Source organism: Neisseria sp. Ec49-e6-T10 (genome assembly GCF_051132615.1).
Taxonomy (GTDB): Bacteria; Pseudomonadota; Gammaproteobacteria; order Burkholderiales; family Neisseriaceae.
On the sequence record NZ_CP152375.1, the window covers coordinates 1,999,663 to 2,021,186 of the forward strand.

The 21,524-nt window shown below is 37.8% G+C and carries 20 protein-coding genes; 17 read left to right on the forward strand and 3 right to left on the reverse strand.

Annotation, left to right across the window (positions count from 1 at the left end):
• Positions 1-23: 23 nt before the first annotated feature.
• On the reverse strand, positions 24-605 hold the full coding sequence (locus tag AADH04_RS10225; protein ID WP_434777172.1) for a superoxide dismutase: 582 nt from the start codon (positions 603-605) through the stop codon (positions 24-26).
• Positions 606-899: 294 nt separating this feature from the next.
• Between AADH04_RS10225 and dnaB the strand changes: the two genes are divergently transcribed.
• Positions 900-2,300: a replicative DNA helicase gene (dnaB, locus tag AADH04_RS10230; RefSeq protein ID WP_434777173.1), complete on the forward strand. Its 1,401-nt coding sequence runs from the start codon at positions 900-902 to the stop codon at positions 2,298-2,300.
• Between the two features lie 71 nt (positions 2,301-2,371).
• On the opposite strand, the gene AADH04_RS10235 is transcribed toward dnaB, so the two are convergent.
• Positions 2,372-3,292, reverse strand: coding sequence for an MJ0042-type zinc finger domain-containing protein (locus AADH04_RS10235; RefSeq protein WP_434777174.1), 921 nt, complete (start codon positions 3,290-3,292; stop codon positions 2,372-2,374).
• 200 nt (positions 3,293-3,492) lie between these two features.
• On the opposite strand from AADH04_RS10235, the gene AADH04_RS10240 reads away from it, so the two are divergent.
• The 10 genes from AADH04_RS10240 (at position 3,493) to AADH04_RS10285 (ending at position 16,177) form a co-directional block, all read left to right on the forward strand.
• Positions 3,493-3,900, forward strand: coding sequence for a YqaA family protein (locus AADH04_RS10240; RefSeq protein WP_434777175.1), 408 nt, complete (start codon positions 3,493-3,495; stop codon positions 3,898-3,900).
• 44 nt (positions 3,901-3,944) lie between these two features.
• Positions 3,945-4,727, forward strand: coding sequence for a 16S rRNA (adenine(1518)-N(6)/adenine(1519)-N(6))-dimethyltransferase RsmA (gene rsmA / locus AADH04_RS10245; protein WP_434777176.1), 783 nt, complete (start codon positions 3,945-3,947; stop codon positions 4,725-4,727).
• Between the two features lie 63 nt (positions 4,728-4,790).
• Entirely contained in the window at positions 4,791-5,534 is a 744-nt protein-coding gene (locus AADH04_RS10250) for an amino acid ABC transporter ATP-binding protein (protein ID WP_434777177.1), read from the forward strand.
• Positions 5,535-5,638: 104 nt separating this feature from the next.
• Positions 5,639-6,088 (forward strand): universal stress protein, encoded by a 450-nt coding sequence (locus AADH04_RS10255; RefSeq protein ID WP_434777178.1) that lies wholly within the window; start codon positions 5,639-5,641, stop codon positions 6,086-6,088.
• A gap of 715 nt (positions 6,089-6,803) precedes the next feature.
• Positions 6,804-8,951 carry a TonB-dependent receptor domain-containing protein gene (locus AADH04_RS10260; RefSeq protein ID WP_434777179.1) on the forward strand — a complete coding sequence of 716 codons (2,148 nt, stop codon included), beginning with the start codon at positions 6,804-6,806 and terminating at the stop codon, positions 8,949-8,951.
• 177 nt (positions 8,952-9,128) lie between these two features.
• On the forward strand, positions 9,129-10,394 hold the full coding sequence (mltA, locus tag AADH04_RS10265) for a murein transglycosylase A (protein ID WP_434777180.1): 1,266 nt from the start codon (positions 9,129-9,131) through the stop codon (positions 10,392-10,394).
• Between the two features lie 83 nt (positions 10,395-10,477).
• Positions 10,478-12,643, forward strand: coding sequence for a primosomal protein N' (locus AADH04_RS10270; protein ID WP_434777181.1), 2,166 nt, complete (start codon positions 10,478-10,480; stop codon positions 12,641-12,643).
• Positions 12,621-14,009: a D-alanyl-D-alanine carboxypeptidase/D-alanyl-D-alanine endopeptidase gene (gene dacB, locus AADH04_RS10275; protein WP_434777182.1), complete on the forward strand. Its 1,389-nt coding sequence runs from the start codon at positions 12,621-12,623 to the stop codon at positions 14,007-14,009. The genes AADH04_RS10270 and dacB overlap by 23 nt, the downstream gene beginning before the upstream one ends.
• A gap of 33 nt (positions 14,010-14,042) precedes the next feature.
• Positions 14,043-15,452 (forward strand): alanine/glycine:cation symporter family protein, encoded by a 1,410-nt coding sequence (locus AADH04_RS10280; protein WP_434777183.1) that lies wholly within the window; start codon positions 14,043-14,045, stop codon positions 15,450-15,452.
• 77 nt (positions 15,453-15,529) lie between these two features.
• Complete coding sequence (locus AADH04_RS10285) at positions 15,530-16,177, forward strand: helix-turn-helix domain-containing protein (protein ID WP_434777184.1); 648 nt, start codon at positions 15,530-15,532, stop codon at positions 16,175-16,177.
• Here the strand turns inward: AADH04_RS10285 and AADH04_RS10290 are convergent.
• Positions 16,174-16,557, reverse strand: a complete 384-nt coding sequence (locus AADH04_RS10290; protein WP_434777185.1) for a VOC family protein — start codon at positions 16,555-16,557, stop codon at positions 16,174-16,176. The genes AADH04_RS10285 and AADH04_RS10290 overlap by 4 nt on opposite strands.
• A 311-nt stretch (positions 16,558-16,868) precedes the next feature.
• Here AADH04_RS10290 and AADH04_RS10295 point away from each other — a divergent pair, with 311 nt between their 5' ends.
• Genes AADH04_RS10295 through AADH04_RS10320 form a run of 6 tightly spaced genes read left to right on the forward strand, consistent with a single transcriptional unit; the run spans position 16,869 to position 21,441 of the window.
• Complete coding sequence (locus AADH04_RS10295) at positions 16,869-19,655, forward strand: hypothetical protein (protein ID WP_434777186.1); 2,787 nt, start codon at positions 16,869-16,871, stop codon at positions 19,653-19,655.
• Positions 19,656-19,664: 9 nt separating this feature from the next.
• Positions 19,665-20,018, forward strand: a complete 354-nt coding sequence (locus AADH04_RS10300) for a hypothetical protein (protein WP_434777187.1) — start codon at positions 19,665-19,667, stop codon at positions 20,016-20,018.
• A 28-nt stretch (positions 20,019-20,046) separates the two neighbouring features.
• The gene (locus AADH04_RS10305; protein ID WP_434777188.1) at positions 20,047-20,466 is read left to right on the forward strand and encodes a hypothetical protein; all 420 of its coding nucleotides are present in this window, start codon (positions 20,047-20,049) and stop codon (positions 20,464-20,466) included.
• Positions 20,467-20,468: 2 nt separating this feature from the next.
• A complete protein-coding gene (locus tag AADH04_RS10310) occupies positions 20,469-20,936 on the forward strand; it encodes a hypothetical protein (RefSeq protein WP_434777189.1) in 468 nt (155 codons plus the stop codon).
• 15 nt (positions 20,937-20,951) lie between these two features.
• Positions 20,952-21,182 carry a hypothetical protein gene (locus AADH04_RS10315; protein WP_434777190.1) on the forward strand — a complete coding sequence of 77 codons (231 nt, stop codon included), beginning with the start codon at positions 20,952-20,954 and terminating at the stop codon, positions 21,180-21,182.
• The gene (locus AADH04_RS10320) at positions 21,175-21,441 is read left to right on the forward strand and encodes a hypothetical protein (protein WP_434777191.1); all 267 of its coding nucleotides are present in this window, start codon (positions 21,175-21,177) and stop codon (positions 21,439-21,441) included. The genes AADH04_RS10315 and AADH04_RS10320 overlap by 8 nt, the downstream gene beginning before the upstream one ends.
• Positions 21,442-21,524: the final 83 nt, after the last annotated feature.

The following is a 21,524-nucleotide window of genomic DNA, read 5'->3' on the forward strand; positions in this document are numbered from 1 at the left end:
TTGATTGATTTGCAAAAACTTATTTAAGCAGCAAAGCGTTTGCTTACTTCGTCCCAATTCACAATTTCCCAGAAATTGCTTAAATAGTTAGGGCGGCTATTGCGATAGTCAATATAGTAAGCATGTTCCCATACGTCACAAGTAAGTAATGCTGTTTGGTTTGTGGTTAATGGTGTGGCAGCATTGCTGGTAGAAACTAAATCTAAAGAACCATCGGTATTTTTAACCAACCATGCCCAGCCAGAACCGAATGTGCCAGCGGCACAAGTATCGAATGCTTTTTTAAATTCATCAAAAGAGCCCCATTTTTTATTAATGGCATCTAATAAAGCACCAATTGGTGCACCACTTGACTTTGGTGTTAAACCAAACCAATAAAAGGTGTGGTTCCAAACTTGAGCTGCATTATTAAAAATACCGCCTGATGATTTTTTAACAATTTCTTCTAATGAAGCATTTTCAAACTCAGTGCCTTTAATCAGATTGTTCAGATTGGTCACATAAGTTTGGTGGTGTTTACCATAGTGATATTCTAATGTTTCTTTTGAGATATGAGGAGCTAAAGCATCTAAAGCATAAGGTAATTGTGGTAGTTTATGTTCCATGAGTGTATTCCTTTAAAATTATTATTAATAGTATGTCAATAACCATTAATTTGGTTACCCTCATTGTACTGTTTTTTGAGACGTATCCGCAATGAGTATTAGCTATGAACAACATAGAAGAGCTCGTGCTATTGTTTATATCACATTATTTGTGTCTTCAATAGTACGGTACTGATTTTGTTTAATCAAAGAGATCATCTGATCATAATATAAGTCAAGAATAAATACCTGAATTGTGAAGTATCAGGGTTAAATTAGGGTAAAATAAGCCTATTATTTAAATGAGCATGATTCATGGAACAAGAAGAAGTATTTGAGGATGTAAGCACAACAGCACTTAGGATTCCCCCTAATTCTTTTGAGGCAGAGCAATCTGTCCTAGGTGGTTTGTTGTTAGACAATGTTGCTTGGGAAAAAGTCGCTGATATTTTGACTGAGACAGATTTTTATCGACATGAACACCGTTTGATTTTTAAAGCCGTTGCTCGATTGGTTGAGTTGGCTCGTCCAGCAGATGTGATTACCGTACAAGAAGAGCTGGAGAGGAACGATGAGTTACAGAGTATTGGTGGCTTAGCTTATTTAGCGACACTGGCACAACAAACACCTTCTGCTGCCAATATTCGTCGTTATGCCGAAATCGTGCGCGAGCGTTCTATTATGCGGCAATTGGCGCAAGTAGGCACTGAAATAGCCGATTCAGCTTATAACCCACAAGGTAAAGAGGCCAGTCAGTTATTAGATGAGGCAGAAAATAAAGTTTTTCAGATTGCCGAAAGCACACAAAGAGCCAAACAAGGCTTTTTGGATATGCCTAAATTATTAAAAGAAGTCGTTGAACGTATTGATGTGCTTTATGCTCGAGATAATTTAGATGATGTCACAGGTGTGCCCACAGGTTTTTCGGATATGGATGCCAAAACATCAGGCTTTCAACCAGGAGACTTAGTGATTGTCGCTGGTCGGCCTTCTATGGGTAAAACCGCTTTTTCCATGAACATTGCTGAACATGTTGCGGTGGAATGTAAATTGCCTGTTGCTGTTTTTTCGATGGAAATGGGCGGGGCTCAGCTGGTTTTGCGTATGCTCGGTTCGGTTGGTCGCTTGGATCAACATGTGTTGCGTACTGGGCGTTTGGAAGATGAGCATTGGAGTAAATTAAATACTGCTGTGGTGAAATTATCTGATGCGCCTATGTTTATTGATGAAACACCCGCTTTGACTGCTTTAGAGTTAAGAGCAAGGGCAAGACGTTTGGCTCGGCAGTTTGGTGGTAAATTGGGTTTAATTGTAGTCGATTATTTACAATTAATGAGTGGCTCTGGTAGGGGGGATAACCGTGCATCGGAGTTAGGTGAAATTTCTCGTGCTTTAAAAGGGTTGGCAAAAGAGCTTTCAGTGCCTATTGTGGCTTTATCTCAATTATCACGTTCAGTAGAGCAGCGTACAGATAAGCGCCCAATGATGTCAGATTTGCGTGAGTCTGGTGCCATTGAACAGGATGCAGATATTATTGTCTTTATGTATCGAGACGAATACTATAACCCTGACTCGCCACAAAAAGGTTTGGCTGAAGCGATTATTGGTAAGCATCGTAATGGTCCAACTGGAAAAGTGTATTTGACCTTTTTGGGACAGTATGCCAAGTTTGAAAATGCTGTTTTACCTGACCATGCAGGTTGGGAAAGTGAGTAAAATCAACTCAAGGTAATCAAAAAGCGCATGTGAATTCACATGCGCTTTTTGATTATTTTTAGAAGGCCAACTTATTGCCAGAAAACCTCATGACTGCCAATGGTGATTGGTTCTTTTACATCCATATTCAACTCAATAGACAGTTTGCCATTTTCATTCTTACTGTGTTTTAGATATTGTTCTGAAGAAAAAGCTTTATTCACAATAGTTTTTTCTTGTTCGTCTTGTAAAGTGACATATAAAGTAGGCAGTTGAGTCTGATTTTTTTCCATTTGTGCTTCAATATTTAAAATAATGCGGTTACCTTCTTCCTGTAAACTAGAAGAAAGCAATTGAATAGGATCCGTTTGATTAGATTGAGGCCAATTAAATACAACCAATTGAAGCAATAAACACAAGACCGCCACAATCGAACCAATAGCAAAAAGGCCCCATTTTGATCGGCTTTGCTCTTGCTGTTGAGCTTGCGTATTATGATCTGCATACTGCCTGAGTTTTTGTATGGATAAGTTTAATTGTTTTTCTTTTTCACTGTCTTGATGGTGAACTTCAAAAGGGTCTTCTTTTGAAAAAAATGTAGATGATGTTGTTGCTTCTGCTTCGGTTATACTTTCTGGTTGGGCTTTTTCTGCCTCATTTGATTTTTCTTCTTCGTCATCAGGGACAAGACTAAAAGGCATATCGTTTATTTGAGCCGTTTTAGAGGCTTGAACTTCTGCTGTATAGTCAGTGAAGTTTTGAGTTTGTTGATTTTTTTCGTTTAATAATGAACGGCCTGAAAAAAATTGTTCTGTTGATCGCTCTTGTGTATTAGTAAGATTATTGGTGTGATAGCCGCCAGTAGTTTCTTCGCCAGAAGAAGGTTCCAAATGCTCGTGTGCATTAAATAAAGTACCGCATTGTCCACATTTAACATTCCCTTTTGCATGTTCTATTTGTTTTTGGGTAATGTAAAATGATGTATGACATTTTGGACAAAATGTAACCAGCATGTTTTCTCCTGGGCGTCAGATTAAGACAAAAAGGTATTGGATTATTTTTGATGGCGTATTTTGCCATATATTAATCGTCTAAACCAATTTATTTGTTGTTCGGTGTATGTTCATATAAAAAATGACTGAAATATTATTTGTTTTAACCGAAAATATGTGTATATTTGCGACAAAATAATGCATATAAGAAGAAATTTGTTATGTGGACAGCATTTTTTGCGCTTGTAGGTGCCGGTTATTTATCCGCAACATTATTGCCAGGCACTTCTGAGTTAGCATTTACTACATTTTTGGTGGCTTATCCAGATGCTTGGCTCATTGCCTTGATTGGCGTAAGTATTGCCAATACTTTGGGTAGCTTAACCACATATCTTATGACTTTTTTTATCCCCAATAAAAAAGTTGATAGTGTTGCTGTGCAAAAACTACATAAATATGGTACACCTGCATTGTTTTTTGCTTTTTTGCCTGCAGTAGGTGATGCTTTACCCTTAGCCGCAGGTTGGCTAAAAATGCCCATTTTACCTTGTCTGTTTTTTATGGCTTTGGGAAAAATTGCCCGTTATATAATTATTTTATTAGGGGTTTGGGTTATTAAAACCGGATAAACACGGTAAAATAGGATAAAGAAAGATTAACAAAAGGCTGATTTATGAGTCAACATATTGCCCGTAAAAGATTTGGGCAAAATTTTTTGCAGGATCAAAAAGTCATTTTTGACATTGTTCGTGCTGTGCAACCAACACAAAATGATACTGTTATTGAAATTGGCCCTGGGCTTGGTGCTTTAACAACTCCTTTAGTTGCTCAAATCAATCAATTACACGTCATTGAAATTGACCGCAATATCATTACGCGTTTAAAGCAAAGTGAGTACGCACATAAACTGATTATTCATGAAGGCGATGTGTTGAAGTTCGATTTTAAAAGTATTGTTGGCCCAAAGAAATTAGTCGGGAATTTACCTTATAATATTTCTACCCCTTTATTGTTCCATTTGGCTCAATTGGCTGATGAAGTGGTTGATATGCATTTTATGTTACAAAAAGAGGTTGTTGAACGGATGGTGGCTTTGCCCAATTCAGGTGACTATGGTCGTTTAAGTGTGATGTTACAATACTTTTTTGAAATGGAATACCTATTTACCGTTCCGCCTGAAGCTTTTGATCCTCCCCCTAAAGTAAAGTCTGCCGTTGTTCGGATGATTCCGCAACAGGGCAGAATTGGGTTGGCCTCTGACTTTGAGTTCTTTCAAAAAATAGTGGCTCAGGCTTTTAGTCAAAGACGTAAAACCATTCGTAATACATTAAAAGGTTGGGCTGATGAGGCAGTATTGCTTCTTTGTCAGATTGATCCGACAAGTCGGCCAGAAAATATTTCGCCACAACAGTATGTTGCATTAAGCAATCTGCTTTGTGTGCAAAAATCTGTATGAAAATCAATTTTATTCATTTTATTTTCAGGTAAACTGGAAACATAGTTTAAATAGGAAGTTCACATGATTCGCTTTGAGAAGGTCCATAAATGGTTTAAAAATTTGCATGTATTAAATGATATTAATTTACATGTCAAACCAGGAGAGGTTGTGGTTGTTTGTGGGCCGTCAGGCAGTGGTAAATCTACATTGATTCGAACAGTCAATCAGTTAGAAAGTATTGAAGAAGGTGCGATTTGGGTAGATGGCGTTAATGTTGCAGATAGAAAAACCGACTTAAATAGTATTCGTACAGAAGTAGGGTTCGTGTTTCAACACTTTAACTTATATCCACATTTGAGTGTGTTAGAAAATATTATATTGTCTCCGATGAAAGTGAAAAAACAAAGTAAGGCAGAAGCCACAGCCAATGGCATCGCTTTGTTAGAGAGAGTGGGATTGGCTCATAAACAAAATGCGTATCCTGCTGAGCTGTCTGGCGGACAACAACAACGTGTGGCAATCGCCAGAGGTTTGGCTATGAACCCAAGAGTGATGTTGTTTGATGAGCCAACAAGTGCACTTGACCCTGAAATGATTGGTGAAGTATTAAAAGTGATGAACGATTTGGCAAAAAGTGGCATGACCATGATGGTGGTGACTCATGAAATGGGCTTTGCCAGAGAAGTTGCCGATAAAGTCGTTTTTATTGATCAGGGTTGTGTATTAGAAGAAGCTGCACCAGAAGAATTTTTTGCACATCCTAAACATGAGCGTGCACAGCAGTTTTTAAAACAATTACTGACACCTATGCATAGTTCCAGCTAGACATGGGGTTATAGCGAATCAGGAATTGTTTGTTTTAAATAAAAAATCATGAAATTAAATTTTCATGTCATAACAATAATGATCTTCGCAAAAGGAGTGTTCATATGTATAAAAAAATTTTGATTCCTGTAGATGATAGCCAAGCTTCATTATTGGCTGTAAAAGAAGCATGCAAGATTGCAAAGTCTTGTGGTGCTTCGTTATATATTGTCCATGTTGTTGATCTTGCCCAATTTAGCTGGGGTGGGCATGCTTATGTACAAACCCCACAAATCAATGAAGCCAGTCGCGCAGTAGGTGATAAAGTGCTGGAAAATGCACGACAAATGGCGCAAGAACATGGGCTGATGGTGGAAGAGAATATCTTAGAGACCATTGGGAACAAAATTGCAGATCTTTTGGCTAAAGAAGCCAAAAACAAACATTGTGACTTAATTGTGATGGGTACACATGGTTGGACTGGTGTGATGCATTTATTAATGGGATCTGTAGCCGAAGGTGTGTTAAAACAGGTTGATATACCCATTATGTTATTGAGAAAACCACAAGAATAAATCAAAGGCAAATGAAGATATTTTTAGTTTTGGGATAAATTTGTAATCTAATTTTCATTTTGCCCAATATTTTTTGATATAAATCAACTCAAGAAGTGTTTAGAGCACATATAATTCGTCCATAGTCAATTGGTACACGAATTTTAAGTAAATTTTGGTGTTTTAAAATGTTTTCTTCTTGATGTGTGTGTTTAGGTGCGATTCTTTTTCGCACCTTTTTTTTATTCAATTTACCTTATCTTAAGTTTATTCATCGTTCACCACAAACAGTCTTTCAAAAAATTTTCTCATTAATATGATTGTCTAGAAGCTTGCTATATAAGTGTTGCTGCATGGGTGTTAAAACGCTCTTCTTGGTCAGATAAATTTATTTTTTATGATTCGTGCGGGTGTATATGTAAAATAATCAATCAATAGATTTTTTATACATCAGAATTGCTGTGAAGATCGTTTTTTATCTAAAGTGAATAAATTTTTAATAACTAATCTAAATAAAAAATAAAACAATTGCATAATTGTAAAAAATAATACGTTTTTTTATTTTTTAATAATTTGATTATTAATATATTTTTGTGTTTTTTGATGAAATGCTCAAATATTTTAAGGTTTATTCTTGCGAATGAAAATAAAAATGATTATCATTACAAAAATTTACAAAAAATAATTTTATTTAACATTCATATCTTTTTATCATGTTATTGAAGGAGGCCATTTCATGCATCATTATTCTTTTCGCTTAAAGTCCTTAACGCTGTCTGTTTTTCTTGGTTTAAATTGTTTTAGTTTAAGCCATGCTCAAAATGAGCAAGTAGGGCTTGCTCAAATTGATGACGTAGTGGTGACTGCATCAGGCTTTGAGCAAAAAATAAAGGATGCGCCTGCCTCTATTTCAGTGATTACTCGGCAAGATTTAGAAGGAAAATCGTTTCATAATATTGGGGATGCGTTAAAAAATGTAGAAGGAATCAGTGTGGATAGGGGCGGAAAAGCTGGTGGTTTGAATATCTCTATTCGTGGTATGCCCAGTAGTTATACCCTTATTTTAATTGATGGTAAACGCATGAGTGCAGGTGGCGAAGCATCGCGCCCAAATGGATTCAGTGATGTTGATACCAGTTTTATTCCACCATTATCCGCCATTGAGCGCATCGAAGTGATACGTGGACCTATGTCTACTTTATATGGCTCTGATGCCATGGGTGGCGTGATTAATATTATTACCCGTAAGGTCGGTAAACAGTGGACTGGCAGCATTAAAGCATCAGCAACCATACAGGAAGAGTCTAAATTTGGTGACGATTTAAGTAGTACCCTTTTCGTGAGTGGGCCTATTAAAGAAGACTTATTGGGTCTGACTTTGCGTGGCGGTGTTTATCATAGGGACAATCATAAAATTCATTATACAGAAGCGGATGGCAGCGATAAACGCTTGGGGTTTAGTGGGTTAGGTAAAGAGGATGACTATAATATTGGTTTTCGACTGGCATTTACACCAACCAAAGATCATGACATTATTTTAGACTTAGATAATGCCAAGCAGACTTTTGCAAACAACCAAAATCAATTGGGTACCCAAAATGTCAAAGGTAAAGTGGGTGGGGGCTATGCCGATCAGGTTAAATTTAAACGAGACCGCTATTCATTAAGTCATACGGGCCGTTGGGGTTGGGGGGTGAGCGACAGCAGTATTTTATATGATACAACCCAAACCATTGGGCGTGTTAACCCCGTTGATAAGAAACCGGCGCCAACAGATGGAAAAGCACGTGACATCAAATACAGCACTTTAACCATTGATTCAAAATGGACGGTTCCTCTTTTTGATTTTACGCATCAAGCCACATTTGGTGGACAGTATTGGCACCAAAGGCTTAAAGATACGTTGGCAAAAAAACCAAAAGATTATTTCAACCAATATCAATGGGCACTTTTTGTTGAAGATAAGTGGCAAATAACGGATGACTTAGCCTTAACAGGAGGGGTACGTTATGATGAAAACCAAGTTTTTGGTGGTCATTGGAGCCCTAGAGGGTATTTGGTGTGGAGCGCTACCCCGATGTTTACTTTTAAAGGTGGTGTGAGTAAAGGCTATAAAACACCTGAATTAAATAAAATGATTCATACAACCTATAATTATGGTCAACAAGGACAATTGCCTTTGGTGGGTAATGCTGATTTGAAACCAGAAACCAGTACCACTTCAGAATTAGGCATGATTTTTGATAATAATCAGGGATTCTCAACCAATTTAACCGTTTACCAAACAGATTTCAAAGATAAAATCGAGAGCCAAAGATATGGTAACTGTGAGTGGTCAGGTGGTTCGAGCGCAGGTTGTATCAATGCTGGTGTTGGTTCAAGTTTTAAACAGGTTAGCTTGATTTCAAACGTGGGTAAAGTGCGCGTACGTGGTTTAGAGTGGGGTATGCGTTATAATATTAATCAAGATTGGCAGCTAACAGGTAATTATGCCTATACACGCAGCAAACAAAAATCTGAAGGTGTTGAGCAAGGGCATCCTATTGGATCAGAAGCACGTAATATTATCAATGCAAAAGTAAAATGGCAAATTAATCAACCTGTTAATGTTTGGCTTGCAGGTCAGTACCGTGAAAAACAATATGCTGGTTTGATTCATGCGGATGAGTCTTTTTATAAGTCTTATGCTGTTTTTGATGCAGGTATCAATTATACCTTGACCAAAAACTTAAATATCTCTGCTGTGATTTATAATTTAGGCAATAAAAACTTCATACAATATGGCCCAAGTCGCTCTGATGCCACAGCCACAACCTATTCAAATGCCTATTATCAGATTTTAGAAGGTCGTCGTTTGTGGTTGTCAGCAGAATATACTTTCTAATATAGGCTTTATTCATTGTTGTTTCTTACAACCGAAAGTGCTTTGCAGGCGCTTTCGGTTTGTTCTTTACAAAAGCCTTATTTTCCTTGTAATCTGAATATAGAATCGTCTTTTCGTGCATATACAGACAAATTTGTTTACAATTAACCCTTTGATTATATTTCGTTGAGAGTTTTTATGAAAAAACTGGCGCTTTCAGTGTGTTGTTTATTAGTTTTAAGTGCGTGTGGGGTGACTAAAAAAACCAATACAGGTGGGGTAGGGCAAACCCATCAAAATGATCAGATAAGTTATCATTCCGCCAGTTTTAGTGAATTGCCTGATTGGCAGACACAAAACTTTCAAGCTTCATTAAGCTCTTTTTTACAAGGTTGCATTAAATTACAGAATAACCCTAGCTGGATTAATGTGTGCCAACAGGCGCAAAGGCTAGGAAATGAAAATGCACAAATTAAAAAATTTTTCGAAAACAATTTCCAACCTTGGCAAATTCGCGATAATGGTAAAATTGAAGGCATGGTCACAGGTTACTATGAGCCTATTGTTAAAGGAGGTTTGAGCCAAAGTGACTCAGCTCGCTATCCTATTTATGGTATACCGAATGATTTTTTTGTCGTCGATTATCCTGCCTCATTACGGGGTAAAGCGCAATTAATTGTCAAACCTATAGCCAATAACCGTATGCAGGTGTTGGATAAATCAACCGCAGGTGTAGGCGAGTATACTGTGCGCACGTCTGAGTTTTTAATTGATGACCGAACCAAAGCATTAAAAGGGCGTATTGATGGGAATCGTTTTGTGCCTTATTACACTCGAGCACAAATTAATCAAGGTATCTTAAACGGTAAAGCACCTATTTTAGGGTATGCCAATGACCCAATTGAACTATTCTTTTTACAAGTACAAGGTTCGGGTCGCTTACAAACTCGTGACGGGCAATTTGTTCGTTTGGGTTATGCAGAACAAAATGGCTTTGCTTATACTTCTATTGGAAAATATCTTGTGGATAAGGGAGAGTTGACTTTAGGGCAAGCGTCTATGCAAGGTATTAAGGCATGGATACAGCTAAATCCACACCGTTTGGATGAAGTTTTAGGGGTGAATCAAAGTTTTGTGTTTTTCCGAGTATTGCCTAATGCAACCGGTGGCCCAATTGGCGCTTTAGGTGTACCGTTAACGGATGGTTACTCTGGTGCAGTTGATCCACGTTATGTGACTTTGGGCTCTCCCTTATTTTTATCCACAACTTATCCAAGTAGCAATCAGCCATTAAACCGCTTGATTATGGCGCAAGATACAGGTGGTGCTATTCGAGGGGGTGTAAGGGTGGACTTTTTCTGGGGATTTGGTGATGAGGCAGGTGCCACTGCTGGCAAAATGAAACAAAATGGACGAGTATGGACATTACTGCCTAAAGGCATAACCCCCACCACAAAAAAATAAATTCAGTAGGTTTTACCTGATATTGTCTGCTTCAAACAATATCAGGTAAAACCGTATTCAAATAAATAAATTAAAGGATTCAGGTGTATTGGTTTGAAGTTGTGGTTAATGTACCCTTATATACCACCTTTACCTATAAAAGTGAGCAAGCTTTAAAACGAGGGCAACGTGTTTTGGTGCCTTTTGGGCATAAAACAGTTGTTGCGCTTGTTTGGCGTGAGAATTTAGCACCTGATATTGACCGCAGTAAAATCAAAGCCATTGAGACAGTGTTTGAGTCTGAACCTATCTTAAATGAGCAATGGTGTGATTTAATTGATTTTTGTGCGCGATATTATCATTACCCAATTGGTCAAACAGCTTTTTGCGCATTGGCAACAGGGCTACGTCAAAATAAACCACTGACCACAAAAAGCGAAGTATTCATCACATTAAGTGAATTAGGGCTACAGCAACCCGCACCTGCTCAAGCACATAAGCAAAAGTACGCACTTTGGCAAATGTTGTCAGGGCAAACCCATGCCCTAAGTACTTTAAAACAGTCTTATCCTCAGGCCAAAAAATACATCGATTTATGGTTGGAAGCAGGCTGGTTGATTCAAGTGAACCCAAGTAGCTTAATTGCAACGACCCAAAATAAACCACAACTCAATAGTGAACAGCAACAGGCAGTAGAGGCCATATGTTGCACTAATCAAACATTCAGCCCTTTTTTACTATTTGGGGTCACAGGCAGTGGCAAAACAGAAGTTTATTTTTCTTGTATTGAACAAGCATTAAAAATGGGGCAACAAGTTTTGTTTTTGTTGCCAGAAATCAGCTTAACACCACAATTATTAAACCGAGTACAAAATCGTTTTGGGCAATATCATTATGCTGTTTTACACAGCCAAATTGCGGATAAAGAGCGTACCCAAGGTTTTATGGATGCATTAACAGGGCAAAAGCAATTGATTATTGGTACGCGTTTGGCTGTTTTTACCCCAATGCATAACCTTGGGTTAATTGTGGTTGATGAAGAGCATGATTATTCTTTTAAACAAGAAGACGACTTGCGCTATCATGCTCGGGATTTGGCTTTATGGCGCTCAAAACAAGCCCAATGTCCCGTTATTTTAGGCAGTGCTACCCCAAGTTTGGAGAGTTACCATAAAGCGGTACAAGGGCAGTACCGTTTATTGTTATTACAACATAGAGCAAATGAGCGCTCTAAATTGCCAAAAATTCATATTGAAGATGTGAGGCGACAAAAATTAGAAGAAGGGTTTAGTCCTGCTGCGATTCGTTTATTACGGGAAAATCATCAAAAAGGTGGTTTGAGCTTGGTGTATTTAAATCGTCGTGGATTTGCTCCCGCATTGGTTTGTACCGATTGCGGCTTCAGTTTTGGTTGTCCACATTGTTCTGCTAAAATGGTTTTACACAAAAGTGGGCCTACTTTACGTTGCCATCATTGTAATTTTGCTCAAGTTGTACCTGATAGTTGCCCTAGTTGTGGCAATCAGGATTTAAGCGCATTAGGGCAAGGCACACAAAGAGTAGAAGAAACCTTGTCCACACTAATTCCTCAAGCGGTTGTCGCGCGGGTTGATAAAGACAGTACCGCACGAAAACATGACTGGGAAAAACTGTACCAGCAAATAGAAAAAGAACAAGTACATATTTTGGTGGGTACACAAATGTTGGCAAAAGGACATGATTTTGCCAAACTCAGTTTGGTGATTATTTTAAATGCAGATGGTGGGTTATATAGCCCAGATTTTCGTTCAGCAGAGCGACTATTTAGTGAGTTAATGCAAGTGTCTGGCAGGGCAGGTAGGGCAGAACACGCAGGGCTTGTTTTGTTGCAAACCCAGTTGCCAGATCACGCTTTATTTTTGGCGTTAAAAGCACACAGCTTTACTGATTTTGCCCAAGAGGAATTGGACAAACGTCAACAATTTGGGTTTAGCCCATTTGGCCACAGTATTGCCATTAAAGCGGATGCTTTTCATATTGGTGAAGCACTGCATTTTTTAACTCAGGTCAAAAATGAAATGATTGTATCAACAGATGTGAATGTATTGGGGCCTGCGCCTGCATTTATGATGCGCTTGTCTTCCAGAGAAAGAGCACAGCTTTTTTTAGAAAGCCAAAATCGTAAAGCTTTGCATCAGTTGGCTGAACAATTTATTTCAGTATTAACAGTAAAAAGTAAACAATATAAAGATATAAGGTGGTCAATAGATGTCGATCCAATGGCAAGCTAGATGGATGGTGGTGGTACTTGCATTAATCAGTACCAGTGCCTGTGCAGTTAATTTTGGCAAAATGAAACCCAGTGAAGTTGGGTTTTATGTTGCAGATTTAAAAACAGGGCAAGAAATCGCATCGCATCGGGCAGATGAAGGCATGAATCCTGCCTCTACCATGAAGTTGCTCACCAGTTATGCTGGGTTAAGAGAGCTGGGGGACAATTATACATGGAAAACCGAATTTAAAAGCGATGCTAAAGTTGTTGATGGTGTGCTACAAGGTAATTTATATTGGGTGGGCAGTGGAGACCCTGTCTTTGATCAAAAAGACTTAATTGAAATGATTCACGATTTGAATCGGCAAGGTATTCGTGGCATAAAAGGTAATCTTGTGTTGGATCGAAGTGTTTGGAGCCATGTTGGCACTGCCGAAAATTTTGAATCAGATGCCGAAGCTGCTTTTACCACACCGCCAGACCCACAAATGTTGGCTTTTAAAGTTGCTTGGTTGGGGGTCGATGTTGGCGTGGATGGTAAGCCAGCTTTAAAATTAGAACCAGCATTGCCGAATGTAGTTTTAAATACCAATATTAATAGTAGAAACAAAGGGGGCTGCCGCGATATTCGTCAGTACTTGAATATTAAAGTATTGGGTAAGAGTATCAACGTGAATGGTTCTATTCCACCTTCTTGTTTGGGTAAAAAAGCTTTTGTGAATGTGTTGGAAGGTCGAGAGTTTGCAGAACAAAGCTTTTTGGCGCACTGGGCGCAAGCAGGTAATACACCTCCTGCCAATATAGTAGAAGGAAAAGTACCTAAAGGCGCCAAAGTGTTGGTGTCACATCTTTCTCCTTCTTTAGCAGAGGTGTTAATGGGGGTCAATAAACATTCTAATAACACCATTGCTCGAACCATTTTTTTGACTTTAGGACAAGAAGAAAGCAATAGCCCCAATACCATTGCCAGCGCAGAGCGAGCCATGAGACGTAGTTTTGCCCAAGCCAGATTATTTGATGATGAGGCTTTAGTGATTGAAAATGGTTCAGGATTATCTCGGCGAGAGCGGGTCACACCACGTTATATGGGGCAATTATTAAAAAGTGCCTACGACAGCCCTCATCGATCTGCATTTGTCAAAAGTTTACCGATTGCTGGGGTAGATGGTACATTAAGAAACCGATTTAAAAATTTAGGTTCCAGTTTAAAGATGAAAACAGGGACGTTACGTAATGTGCGTGCTTTATCTGGTTATTGGTTGCCTGAACAAAATGGCCGTAATTTAATTATTGTGGTGATGATCAATAGCCCAAATAGCGGTGGGTATTTGGCTGATATGGATAAACTGGTCACAGAACTGGTACAAACATATGGTCAAAATTAATAAATAACACAAAATACAAAGGAGGAAATGTTTATGCAGGATATTGCCAATCAGGTTGTTGACATAATTAATGGACTTATTTGGGGCAAAATTCTTATTTGGCTCTTAGTCAGTTGTGGTGTGTATTTCACTTTGCGTTTAGGATTTATTCAATTTTGCCATTTTGGACATATGTTTACCGTGCTTAAAGGCAGCAGACAAACCGATGAGTCAGGGATATCCTCATTTCAGGCATTGTGTACATCACTTGCAGCCAGAGTAGGTACAGGTAATGTGGCTGGTGTGGCAGTTGCCATTACCTTAGGTGGCCCTGGTGCCATTTTTTGGATGTGGGCCATTGCCTTAGTAGGTGCTGCAACAGGTTTTGTTGAAGCAACTTTGGCACAGCTATTTAAAATTAGAGATCAAAAAGGGCAGTTTCGCGGAGGCCCCGCTTACTATATGGAAAAAGGTTTGAATGCCCGTTGGATGGGTATTTTATTTTCTGTGTTCTTAATCATCACTTTTGGTTTTGCATTTAATTCTGTTCAGGCCAATACCATTACAAATGCGATGCAAGGCGCTTTTGGTTTGGATCCATGGATTTCAGGCGTTATACTTGTTGTTTTAACTGCGTTAATCATCTTTGGGGGCTTACGTTCTATTGCCCGTTTTTCTGAATTAGCTGTTCCTTTTATGGCAGTTGCGTATTTATTGATGGCCATTGTGATTATTGTGATGAATTTTGGTCAGTTACTTGATGTTTTGGTGTTGATTGTTAAAAATGCGTTTGGTATACAAGAGACTGTTGCTGGTGGCTTTGGTGCCGCTATTTTAAATGGTTTTAAACGAGGTTTATTTTCAAATGAAGCAGGTATGGGGTCTGCACCTAACGCTGCCGCTTCTGCTACTCCTTATCCCCCACATCCTGCATCACAAGGCTACGTACAAATGGCGGGTGTGTTTATCGACACAATTTTGATTTGTACGGCTTCTGCTGCCATTATTTTGTTGGCTGGTGCCCAAGAAGGAGAAGGTATTTTATTGGTACAAAATGCCTTGGTCAGTCAGGTTGGTGGGTGGGGGCGTTATTTTTTAGCTGTCATTATCTTGTTTTTCGCTTTTACATCCATTGTGGCTAATTATTTTTATGCAGAAAATTGTTTGGTCTTTTTGGAACAAAATCACCCAATGGGGTTAACCATTTTCCGTGTTGCTGTATTGGCGATGGTGATCTTTGGTTCAGTTGCTTCTTTACAGTTCGTCTGGAATTTAGCGGATGTTTCTATGGGGCTCATGGCCATCACTAATCTAATTGCTATTTCATTATTATCAGGCTCAGCCATTAAACTGGCTAAAGATTATAATGCACAAAGAAAAGCAGGTAAGTTGCCTACTTTTGATGTCACAAAATATCCAGAAATACAAGCAAAATTAGAAGCCGGTATTTGGGATAAAAAATAATATTTAGGATTGATTTTTGTTGTTTGTTGCTCAATAAAAATCAATCCCCGTTACTGTTCAGTGGTAGATATATGGTTGTGCCTAAAACATTACTACAAGAATGGTCAGCACAAAGTATTAAGCCTGATTGTTCCATTGTGTTGCCAGATGGTTGCCGCGATCTTATTGTCAATTGTGTGCCAAATAATGCACCACAATGGTTCGTTTCCGATTTAAGTAATCAAGCATACCCAGTTCATGCTGTCTGTTCAGAAGTGTTTCATGGGTATCGTTTATACCCAGGGGTATATATTGCACAAGATAAGCTGTTAACTGCCATCAAATATAAAAAAGACATTACTCAAACAGATATTTATAATCTATTGGATGATTTTACGGTTTTATCTGTTGATGTGGCAGAAGCATTGGCTTTTTTGGCTGAAGATCATTTAAACAGCATCACTTTTATTGCCAATCAATTAGGCGTGTCAGAGCGTAGTTTAGAGCGTTTGTTAACAAAGCATACCAAACGCTCTCCTATATATTGGAAATCGCTTGCCCGTGTGCGTAAAGCAGCGCGTGCTACATTAAACACAGTACCTCTTATTCAAATTGCTCATGAATATGGTTATACCGATCAGGCACATATGAGCCGTGATTTTAAACGTTGGTTTGGTGTGAACCCTACTCAATTTCGTTCAAATAAACAGGTGCATAAGCATATTCATGATTCTGGTTATGGTTAAGATGAAACGGCTGTGCAAATTTCCACTAAGAAACCGTCTGGATCGGTAATATAAGCAGTGTTTTGCCCCCAAGGCATTTGTTCAACATTTTGAATTAATTTGGCACCAGAGGCCAGTGCTTTTTCTAATGTTTGTGCCACATCATCTACAATAAAGGCAATTTCAAAACTGGGCGCATGAGCATTTGGTGTGCTTGGGTTTTTATTTAAGCTTTTCATCAGATTACGTGAAGAAAAAGATAAGGTTGTATTGCCTGTGTCTAATTCACCATAGTCATGAGAGTCATGGAGAAACTTTATATCAAGATTAAAGGCCTGTTGATAAAACGCTAAAGATTTTTTAACATCTTCAACATACAAAATAGTGTAACCTAATTTCATATTTTTTTCCGTTTCAATTAAAGGTGAGTGATTAGCACAAGATAACGGTTTTATAGGTGCTTGTCTTGAATAAATCCGACAATCTTATTTTGATAGATAAAAACACGCCTAAAAAACAGGCTGAATTTTTAGCATAAGTGCATTAGCTGAGCAATTTATAGTTGATACATTTGGCCATTTAAATTCAACAATAAAGCAATATGTAAATTTTTGAAATAAATGACAAATCGGTTAAATTTTTTTGCTTGTTGCTGGTTTTTGTCATATAATTGGCATATTTTAAACACGGATACACCAAATAACTTTATATAATGGATCGCCCACAAATAGAAATAGACTTAGAAGTTCAACAACAGCAACGCTGGTTGCGTGAACAAGAAGAGCAGCAGCGTATTGCTCAAAAGCTGCCTGAGGCTACTGAAGAGGTGCAACAAAAGTTACAACAAGATAACCCTCTTAAAGATTATCCCCCTGAACACCAAAAACAATTAACCGATGCCTTAGCTGTAGAAGTTGCTCGTAGCCCAACAGGACAAAAGATAGAAGGTAAGATCACCATCAGCAATGGCAGTTTGCTTGCCCATTTAGATAAAGACCTTCCCGTTCATGTCGATATTCAAAAAGTACTGGCACAACATCAGCCAGAATTGCCTGAGGGGCAACAAAAGAATATTAATCCAGAACGACAAAAGCAGATTGATGAATTATTGGGGCTATTTAACCTAGACAAACAGCTGAAAGATCACTTGAGTCCCAAACAACAGGCTCTGTTAAAAGATGCAATGGCCAAACAGATTCATCAATATGCAGGTGATCCACCACAATTGAAGATTTTAAGTTACGATGACAAAAAACAAGATTTATACTTTGTTACTCAACGTAATGAACAGCAGCATATTTATCCCAATCAGTACCTAGAACAATTTAAAGAAGAATTACAAGCAGAACGTCCGCCCTTATATAAAGAGCGAGAAAACCAGATTACCCAGCTATTACGTCAAAATCATGCAATAGATGATAAGATAACCGCCCAATTTTCAGAAAAAGATTTTCCTTATTTAGCCAATGCAGTGGGTAAAAGTGTTCACCAACATACAGGCACTCCTCCAGTAATCAATCATCTTGAAGTAACTGGAGAGCAAATTAAAATAGAGTTGACAGATGGTTATCGCTTAACACTAGACCCACAAGCCATATTAGAAGGTAAAAGTGTTGAAGAGTATTTTCAAAAAGAACGCCTCCCCGTTATTGCACAAAGAGGCGAAACAGGAGAAAGCCTAGGGCGTAAGCTTGATCCAGAGAACCCCAAAGCCGCCTATGGTTATTTACTGGCGACAGAGCAGATAAAACTCATCAGGGGTGATGATGGTCATGCCATTCCCAATATCAGACCCGACAAAGCCTACCATTACGACCCAAATCAATATGATCAAGCCCAAAAACAAGATTTAAGTAAGATTGCTGGGTTGGCTATAGCCAAAGAGAGTCAATTTAATCAAGCCCTAGATCAGGCTAGAGCAGAGCTGGCTGCGCAAAAGAAACAAGAAGAGCAATTCAAAGTTCAACAACAAACCGAGCAAGCCAACCTCAATAAAGGGCAAATGAGTGAAGACCCTTATTATCAACAGATGCGCAAAGAGCAAAAGTTTGATCCGTTCAGTTATGCTCAAAAAAACAGACCCAACAACACTCAAGAAGTGATTATCGCCACCTTAGGGTTAATGACCCCCAAATTTAGCCCAAGCAGTAGCCCCTATTCACACAGATCCCCCATTCAAGGTGGCAGCAACCTATTAGACAAGGCCAATCACCTTAAAAACGACGTATTACAAAACTACACCCATTTAGAAAACAAACTTGCCCAAGTCTTAAAAGTGGATGCCAATGACCATAGCTGGCTCGCTTACGGCAAACGATACGCTGCTTCCCAAATAGGCGCGAACAAAGGTGCTGCCTTATGGGCAGAAGAGACCGTCACAGGCACAGTAAGCCTTGCTGTTGGGGCAGCCAAAACCGTGGGTGCCACCAAAGTAGAAAGCCTGAATGCTTTAAGCTTTGGATTACTCTCAAAAGTTGCGCCCAACTTAGTTGAAAAGTCCAGAGCCCATAATGCCGAAGTGGCGCAAACCACTTTAAATATTGGTAAAACCGTATTAAATTACAGCAAAGATGCCACTTTAGATAACCTGAATAAATATAGCTTTGGTACATTAGGGAAGAACTTTGAAACAGTCGCTCAAGCCAGCCAAAGACAACAAGAACGGGCGGAGCAGATTTATAACTGGGGGACAAATCAGCTAAAAGAGGGCAAACAAGCGTATTTAACAGGAGACTTTAATACCCAAGCGAAACAGGTTAAAGTAGGTATAGATGTTTTGACCGTTTTTGCACCCATGACTAAAGGTTCTTTAGTCAGCAAAGGCATGAAAGCAGCCGATGGTCTTGCGGATATAAGCAAACTGGAAACAGCGACAGCTAAACTGACGCAAAACGCCTTAAAAACAGGGGAGATTAGCGAGCTTAAATACATCAAGAATGCAGACAATACCCTAGATTTAAGCTTGAAGATGAAGGTAGAACAAAAAGGTGTGTTTGGGCCACAACCCCAGCCGCACAAACCCACTCAAGTCACCCCTAAAATGAGTATTCAGCCATTAGAACAACAAGGCACACAACTGAGTAAACTTAAGTCTGCAGAGCAGACACTGAATACGGAATTGGAAGAGCAATTAGTTGAGATAGTTAGTAATAAAGCTAGAACATTTACTTCAAAAGATCCACTAGTTGGCGATTTAGCAAATAATATAGAAAAAAAATTTCCTGATAAAGTAAAAGATGTAAATGTAGTTATACAAGATAGTGCTGGGCGAATATTAACAGACTTAGACATTGAATTGGATAATGTCGTTATTCAAGTAAAAAGTGGTGGTGGAAAAGGTCTTACTACTCAACTAAAAAATACTATGAGTGCAACAAATAAAGAAACAATAGCATATGTGCCAAGTGCAAAGCCCTCCATAATAAAAGGTGCTGAGCAGAACGGATTTAAAATTTTTACTAAAGAAGAAGATTTACTTGATTATTTAAAAAGTAAGTAGGAGCTTTTAATGGAAACAGTAATTATCATTTCTGAAGATAATGATTTATTAAAAAAAATAAATCAAGATTGGGAGAAAAGTAATTTTAATATTTTTTTTGAAAAGGATAAGCTAAATATTGAATTTGAGAAAGATAGAATTTATCTTGATAAAAATAATGAAATTGAAGGTGATTTTGAGGAAAATGAATTGAAATATTTAAAAAATATTTTTAGTCATAGTTTGAGTTTTTATTTAATTAGTTATTCTGACAAAACAATCTTAAAATATTTTTTGACTGAAAGTCATAGTTTACAAAATACTTATATTGACGACGATCACGATAAATTGACGGATATAAATAGCTTTTTGAAAGATTTATAGCTATTAATTCTCAATATTTAAGCAATAGATGAAGTTGATACGAGAAAGGGAGCCAAAAATAGCCCGAGCAGAAGATGTGCAGTATATAAAGAACTATGATGAAGTGGTTGAAACTTTGCAATTAGATTATGATGCTACGCCTTTTATAGAGAGTAAAAACAGTTATGGTTTGATTAAGTTTAAGGTACAAAAACCAGATACTGTAGATATTCCATATTCAAAGGTATTAGGGGGAGCAGAAGATATTAAAGCGCCTTGTACAGGAAATGGATTTACAGCGACAAGAAATGGAGATGTGATTCCAGAGTGGAAGGCTGCGTATGATTTGCCGCAAGATGGTGCTGAGTTATACAGAGTTGTGGATGGGAAAGAAGAGTTAATCGCAAGATATATTGAAATTGAAGATGGGGAAGGATATTTTATGAAGCTCCCAAAAAAGGATAAATAAAAATGATAAGAAATGGTACTTACACTTTATATAAGAAAAAAGAATATAGAATTGGAGAGTCAAATTTTGAAAATCAACCAATTAGATATTGGCTTAAGTCAATGGATCCAGTAGATATGGAAAATGGATTTCATGTATATGAAAGACCTAAAGTTATAGTAATAAATGGAATTGAGTATGAACTTCCCGATAGAGATAAAAATAAACCAAAGATTTATGTCAAAGATATTACTTCTTCAGAAATAGATGAAGTCTATTATGTAAATACTTATGCGATATATCATGGAGAAAAATGTTCTGTAGAAGGTGAAGATAGTAAGCATTATTTTTTAAGGGTAGAACAAAGATCGATTGCAGATAAATTAAATTTTGACATTCGGGATAGAGATGATTTTGTAAAAACAGTAGCAAAACAGGATGTAGAAAAGATATTTGAAGAAAAAACTCCTATGCCAAATTATTTTAAATAACAGCATAAGGAAAAAATGGATATTAAGTATACTTTGATTGGTGCGATTAAAATAGATATTCCATATAACAGTAAATTAAATTTAAGGGTTCCTTCTGGGAACGAGGCAGGAGCAAATTCTCAATGGATTCCTGGTGGAAAACTACCTCTGGGGGAGAGTGAAGCCGTTATTGATGCAAAAGATTTATCAAGTAATATAGATTTTTATATAGAAAAAATTAATTTAAAAGGTATTGGACATGAGTAATATAGCTGTGGATTACTTAGATCAGGTAAATAGATTTTATATAGGTAGAAATGTTAAAACAGGCGATCATCTTCTTTCTATTCCAGTCGCGAATAATCTCACTGACTATGAGGAGTATTATAGACTAGAAAGAAAGCAATATTATGAATTTTTGGATGATCCTAGTTTAGCACTAGATTTTGTAGTTTTATGTAGACAAAGAAAGTTAGACCATTTATTAATTTTGAAACCAGGAGCGAATAGAGGAAATCCTGTTTAGTAGTTTTTTGGTAATCTAACTGTTAAAGAAAAATTTAAAAACTAAATTGTTTCGTTTACAAAAAAATTTAGTTTTCTTTTCTA

Excerpts from the sequence above, each read along its gene's own strand:
- AADH04_RS10225 (WP_434777172.1), bottom strand. The coding sequence starts at position 605 with ATGGAACATAAACTACCACAATTACCTTATGCTTTAGATGCTTTAGCT.
- dnaB (WP_434777173.1), top strand. The coding sequence starts at position 900 with ATGGAACAAGAAGAAGTATTTGAGGATGTAAGCACAACAGCACTTAGG.
- AADH04_RS10235 (WP_434777174.1), bottom strand. The coding sequence starts at position 3,292 with ATGCTGGTTACATTTTGTCCAAAATGTCATACATCATTTTACATTACC.
- AADH04_RS10240 (WP_434777175.1), top strand. The coding sequence starts at position 3,493 with ATGTGGACAGCATTTTTTGCGCTTGTAGGTGCCGGTTATTTATCCGCA.
- rsmA (WP_434777176.1), top strand. The coding sequence starts at position 3,945 with ATGAGTCAACATATTGCCCGTAAAAGATTTGGGCAAAATTTTTTGCAG.
- AADH04_RS10250 (WP_434777177.1), top strand. The coding sequence starts at position 4,791 with ATGATTCGCTTTGAGAAGGTCCATAAATGGTTTAAAAATTTGCATGTA.
- AADH04_RS10255 (WP_434777178.1), top strand. The coding sequence starts at position 5,639 with ATGTATAAAAAAATTTTGATTCCTGTAGATGATAGCCAAGCTTCATTA.
- AADH04_RS10260 (WP_434777179.1), top strand. The coding sequence starts at position 6,804 with ATGCATCATTATTCTTTTCGCTTAAAGTCCTTAACGCTGTCTGTTTTT.
- mltA (WP_434777180.1), top strand. The coding sequence starts at position 9,129 with ATGAAAAAACTGGCGCTTTCAGTGTGTTGTTTATTAGTTTTAAGTGCG.
- dacB (WP_434777182.1), top strand. The coding sequence starts at position 12,621 with ATGTCGATCCAATGGCAAGCTAGATGGATGGTGGTGGTACTTGCATTA.
- AADH04_RS10280 (WP_434777183.1), top strand. The coding sequence starts at position 14,043 with ATGCAGGATATTGCCAATCAGGTTGTTGACATAATTAATGGACTTATT.
- AADH04_RS10290 (WP_434777185.1), bottom strand. The coding sequence starts at position 16,557 with ATGAAATTAGGTTACACTATTTTGTATGTTGAAGATGTTAAAAAATCT.
- AADH04_RS10295 (WP_434777186.1), top strand. The coding sequence starts at position 16,869 with ATGGATCGCCCACAAATAGAAATAGACTTAGAAGTTCAACAACAGCAA.
- AADH04_RS10300 (WP_434777187.1), top strand. The coding sequence starts at position 19,665 with ATGGAAACAGTAATTATCATTTCTGAAGATAATGATTTATTAAAAAAA.
- AADH04_RS10305 (WP_434777188.1), top strand. The coding sequence starts at position 20,047 with ATGAAGTTGATACGAGAAAGGGAGCCAAAAATAGCCCGAGCAGAAGAT.
- AADH04_RS10310 (WP_434777189.1), top strand. The coding sequence starts at position 20,469 with ATGATAAGAAATGGTACTTACACTTTATATAAGAAAAAAGAATATAGA.
- AADH04_RS10315 (WP_434777190.1), top strand. The coding sequence starts at position 20,952 with ATGGATATTAAGTATACTTTGATTGGTGCGATTAAAATAGATATTCCA.
- AADH04_RS10320 (WP_434777191.1), top strand. The coding sequence starts at position 21,175 with ATGAGTAATATAGCTGTGGATTACTTAGATCAGGTAAATAGATTTTAT.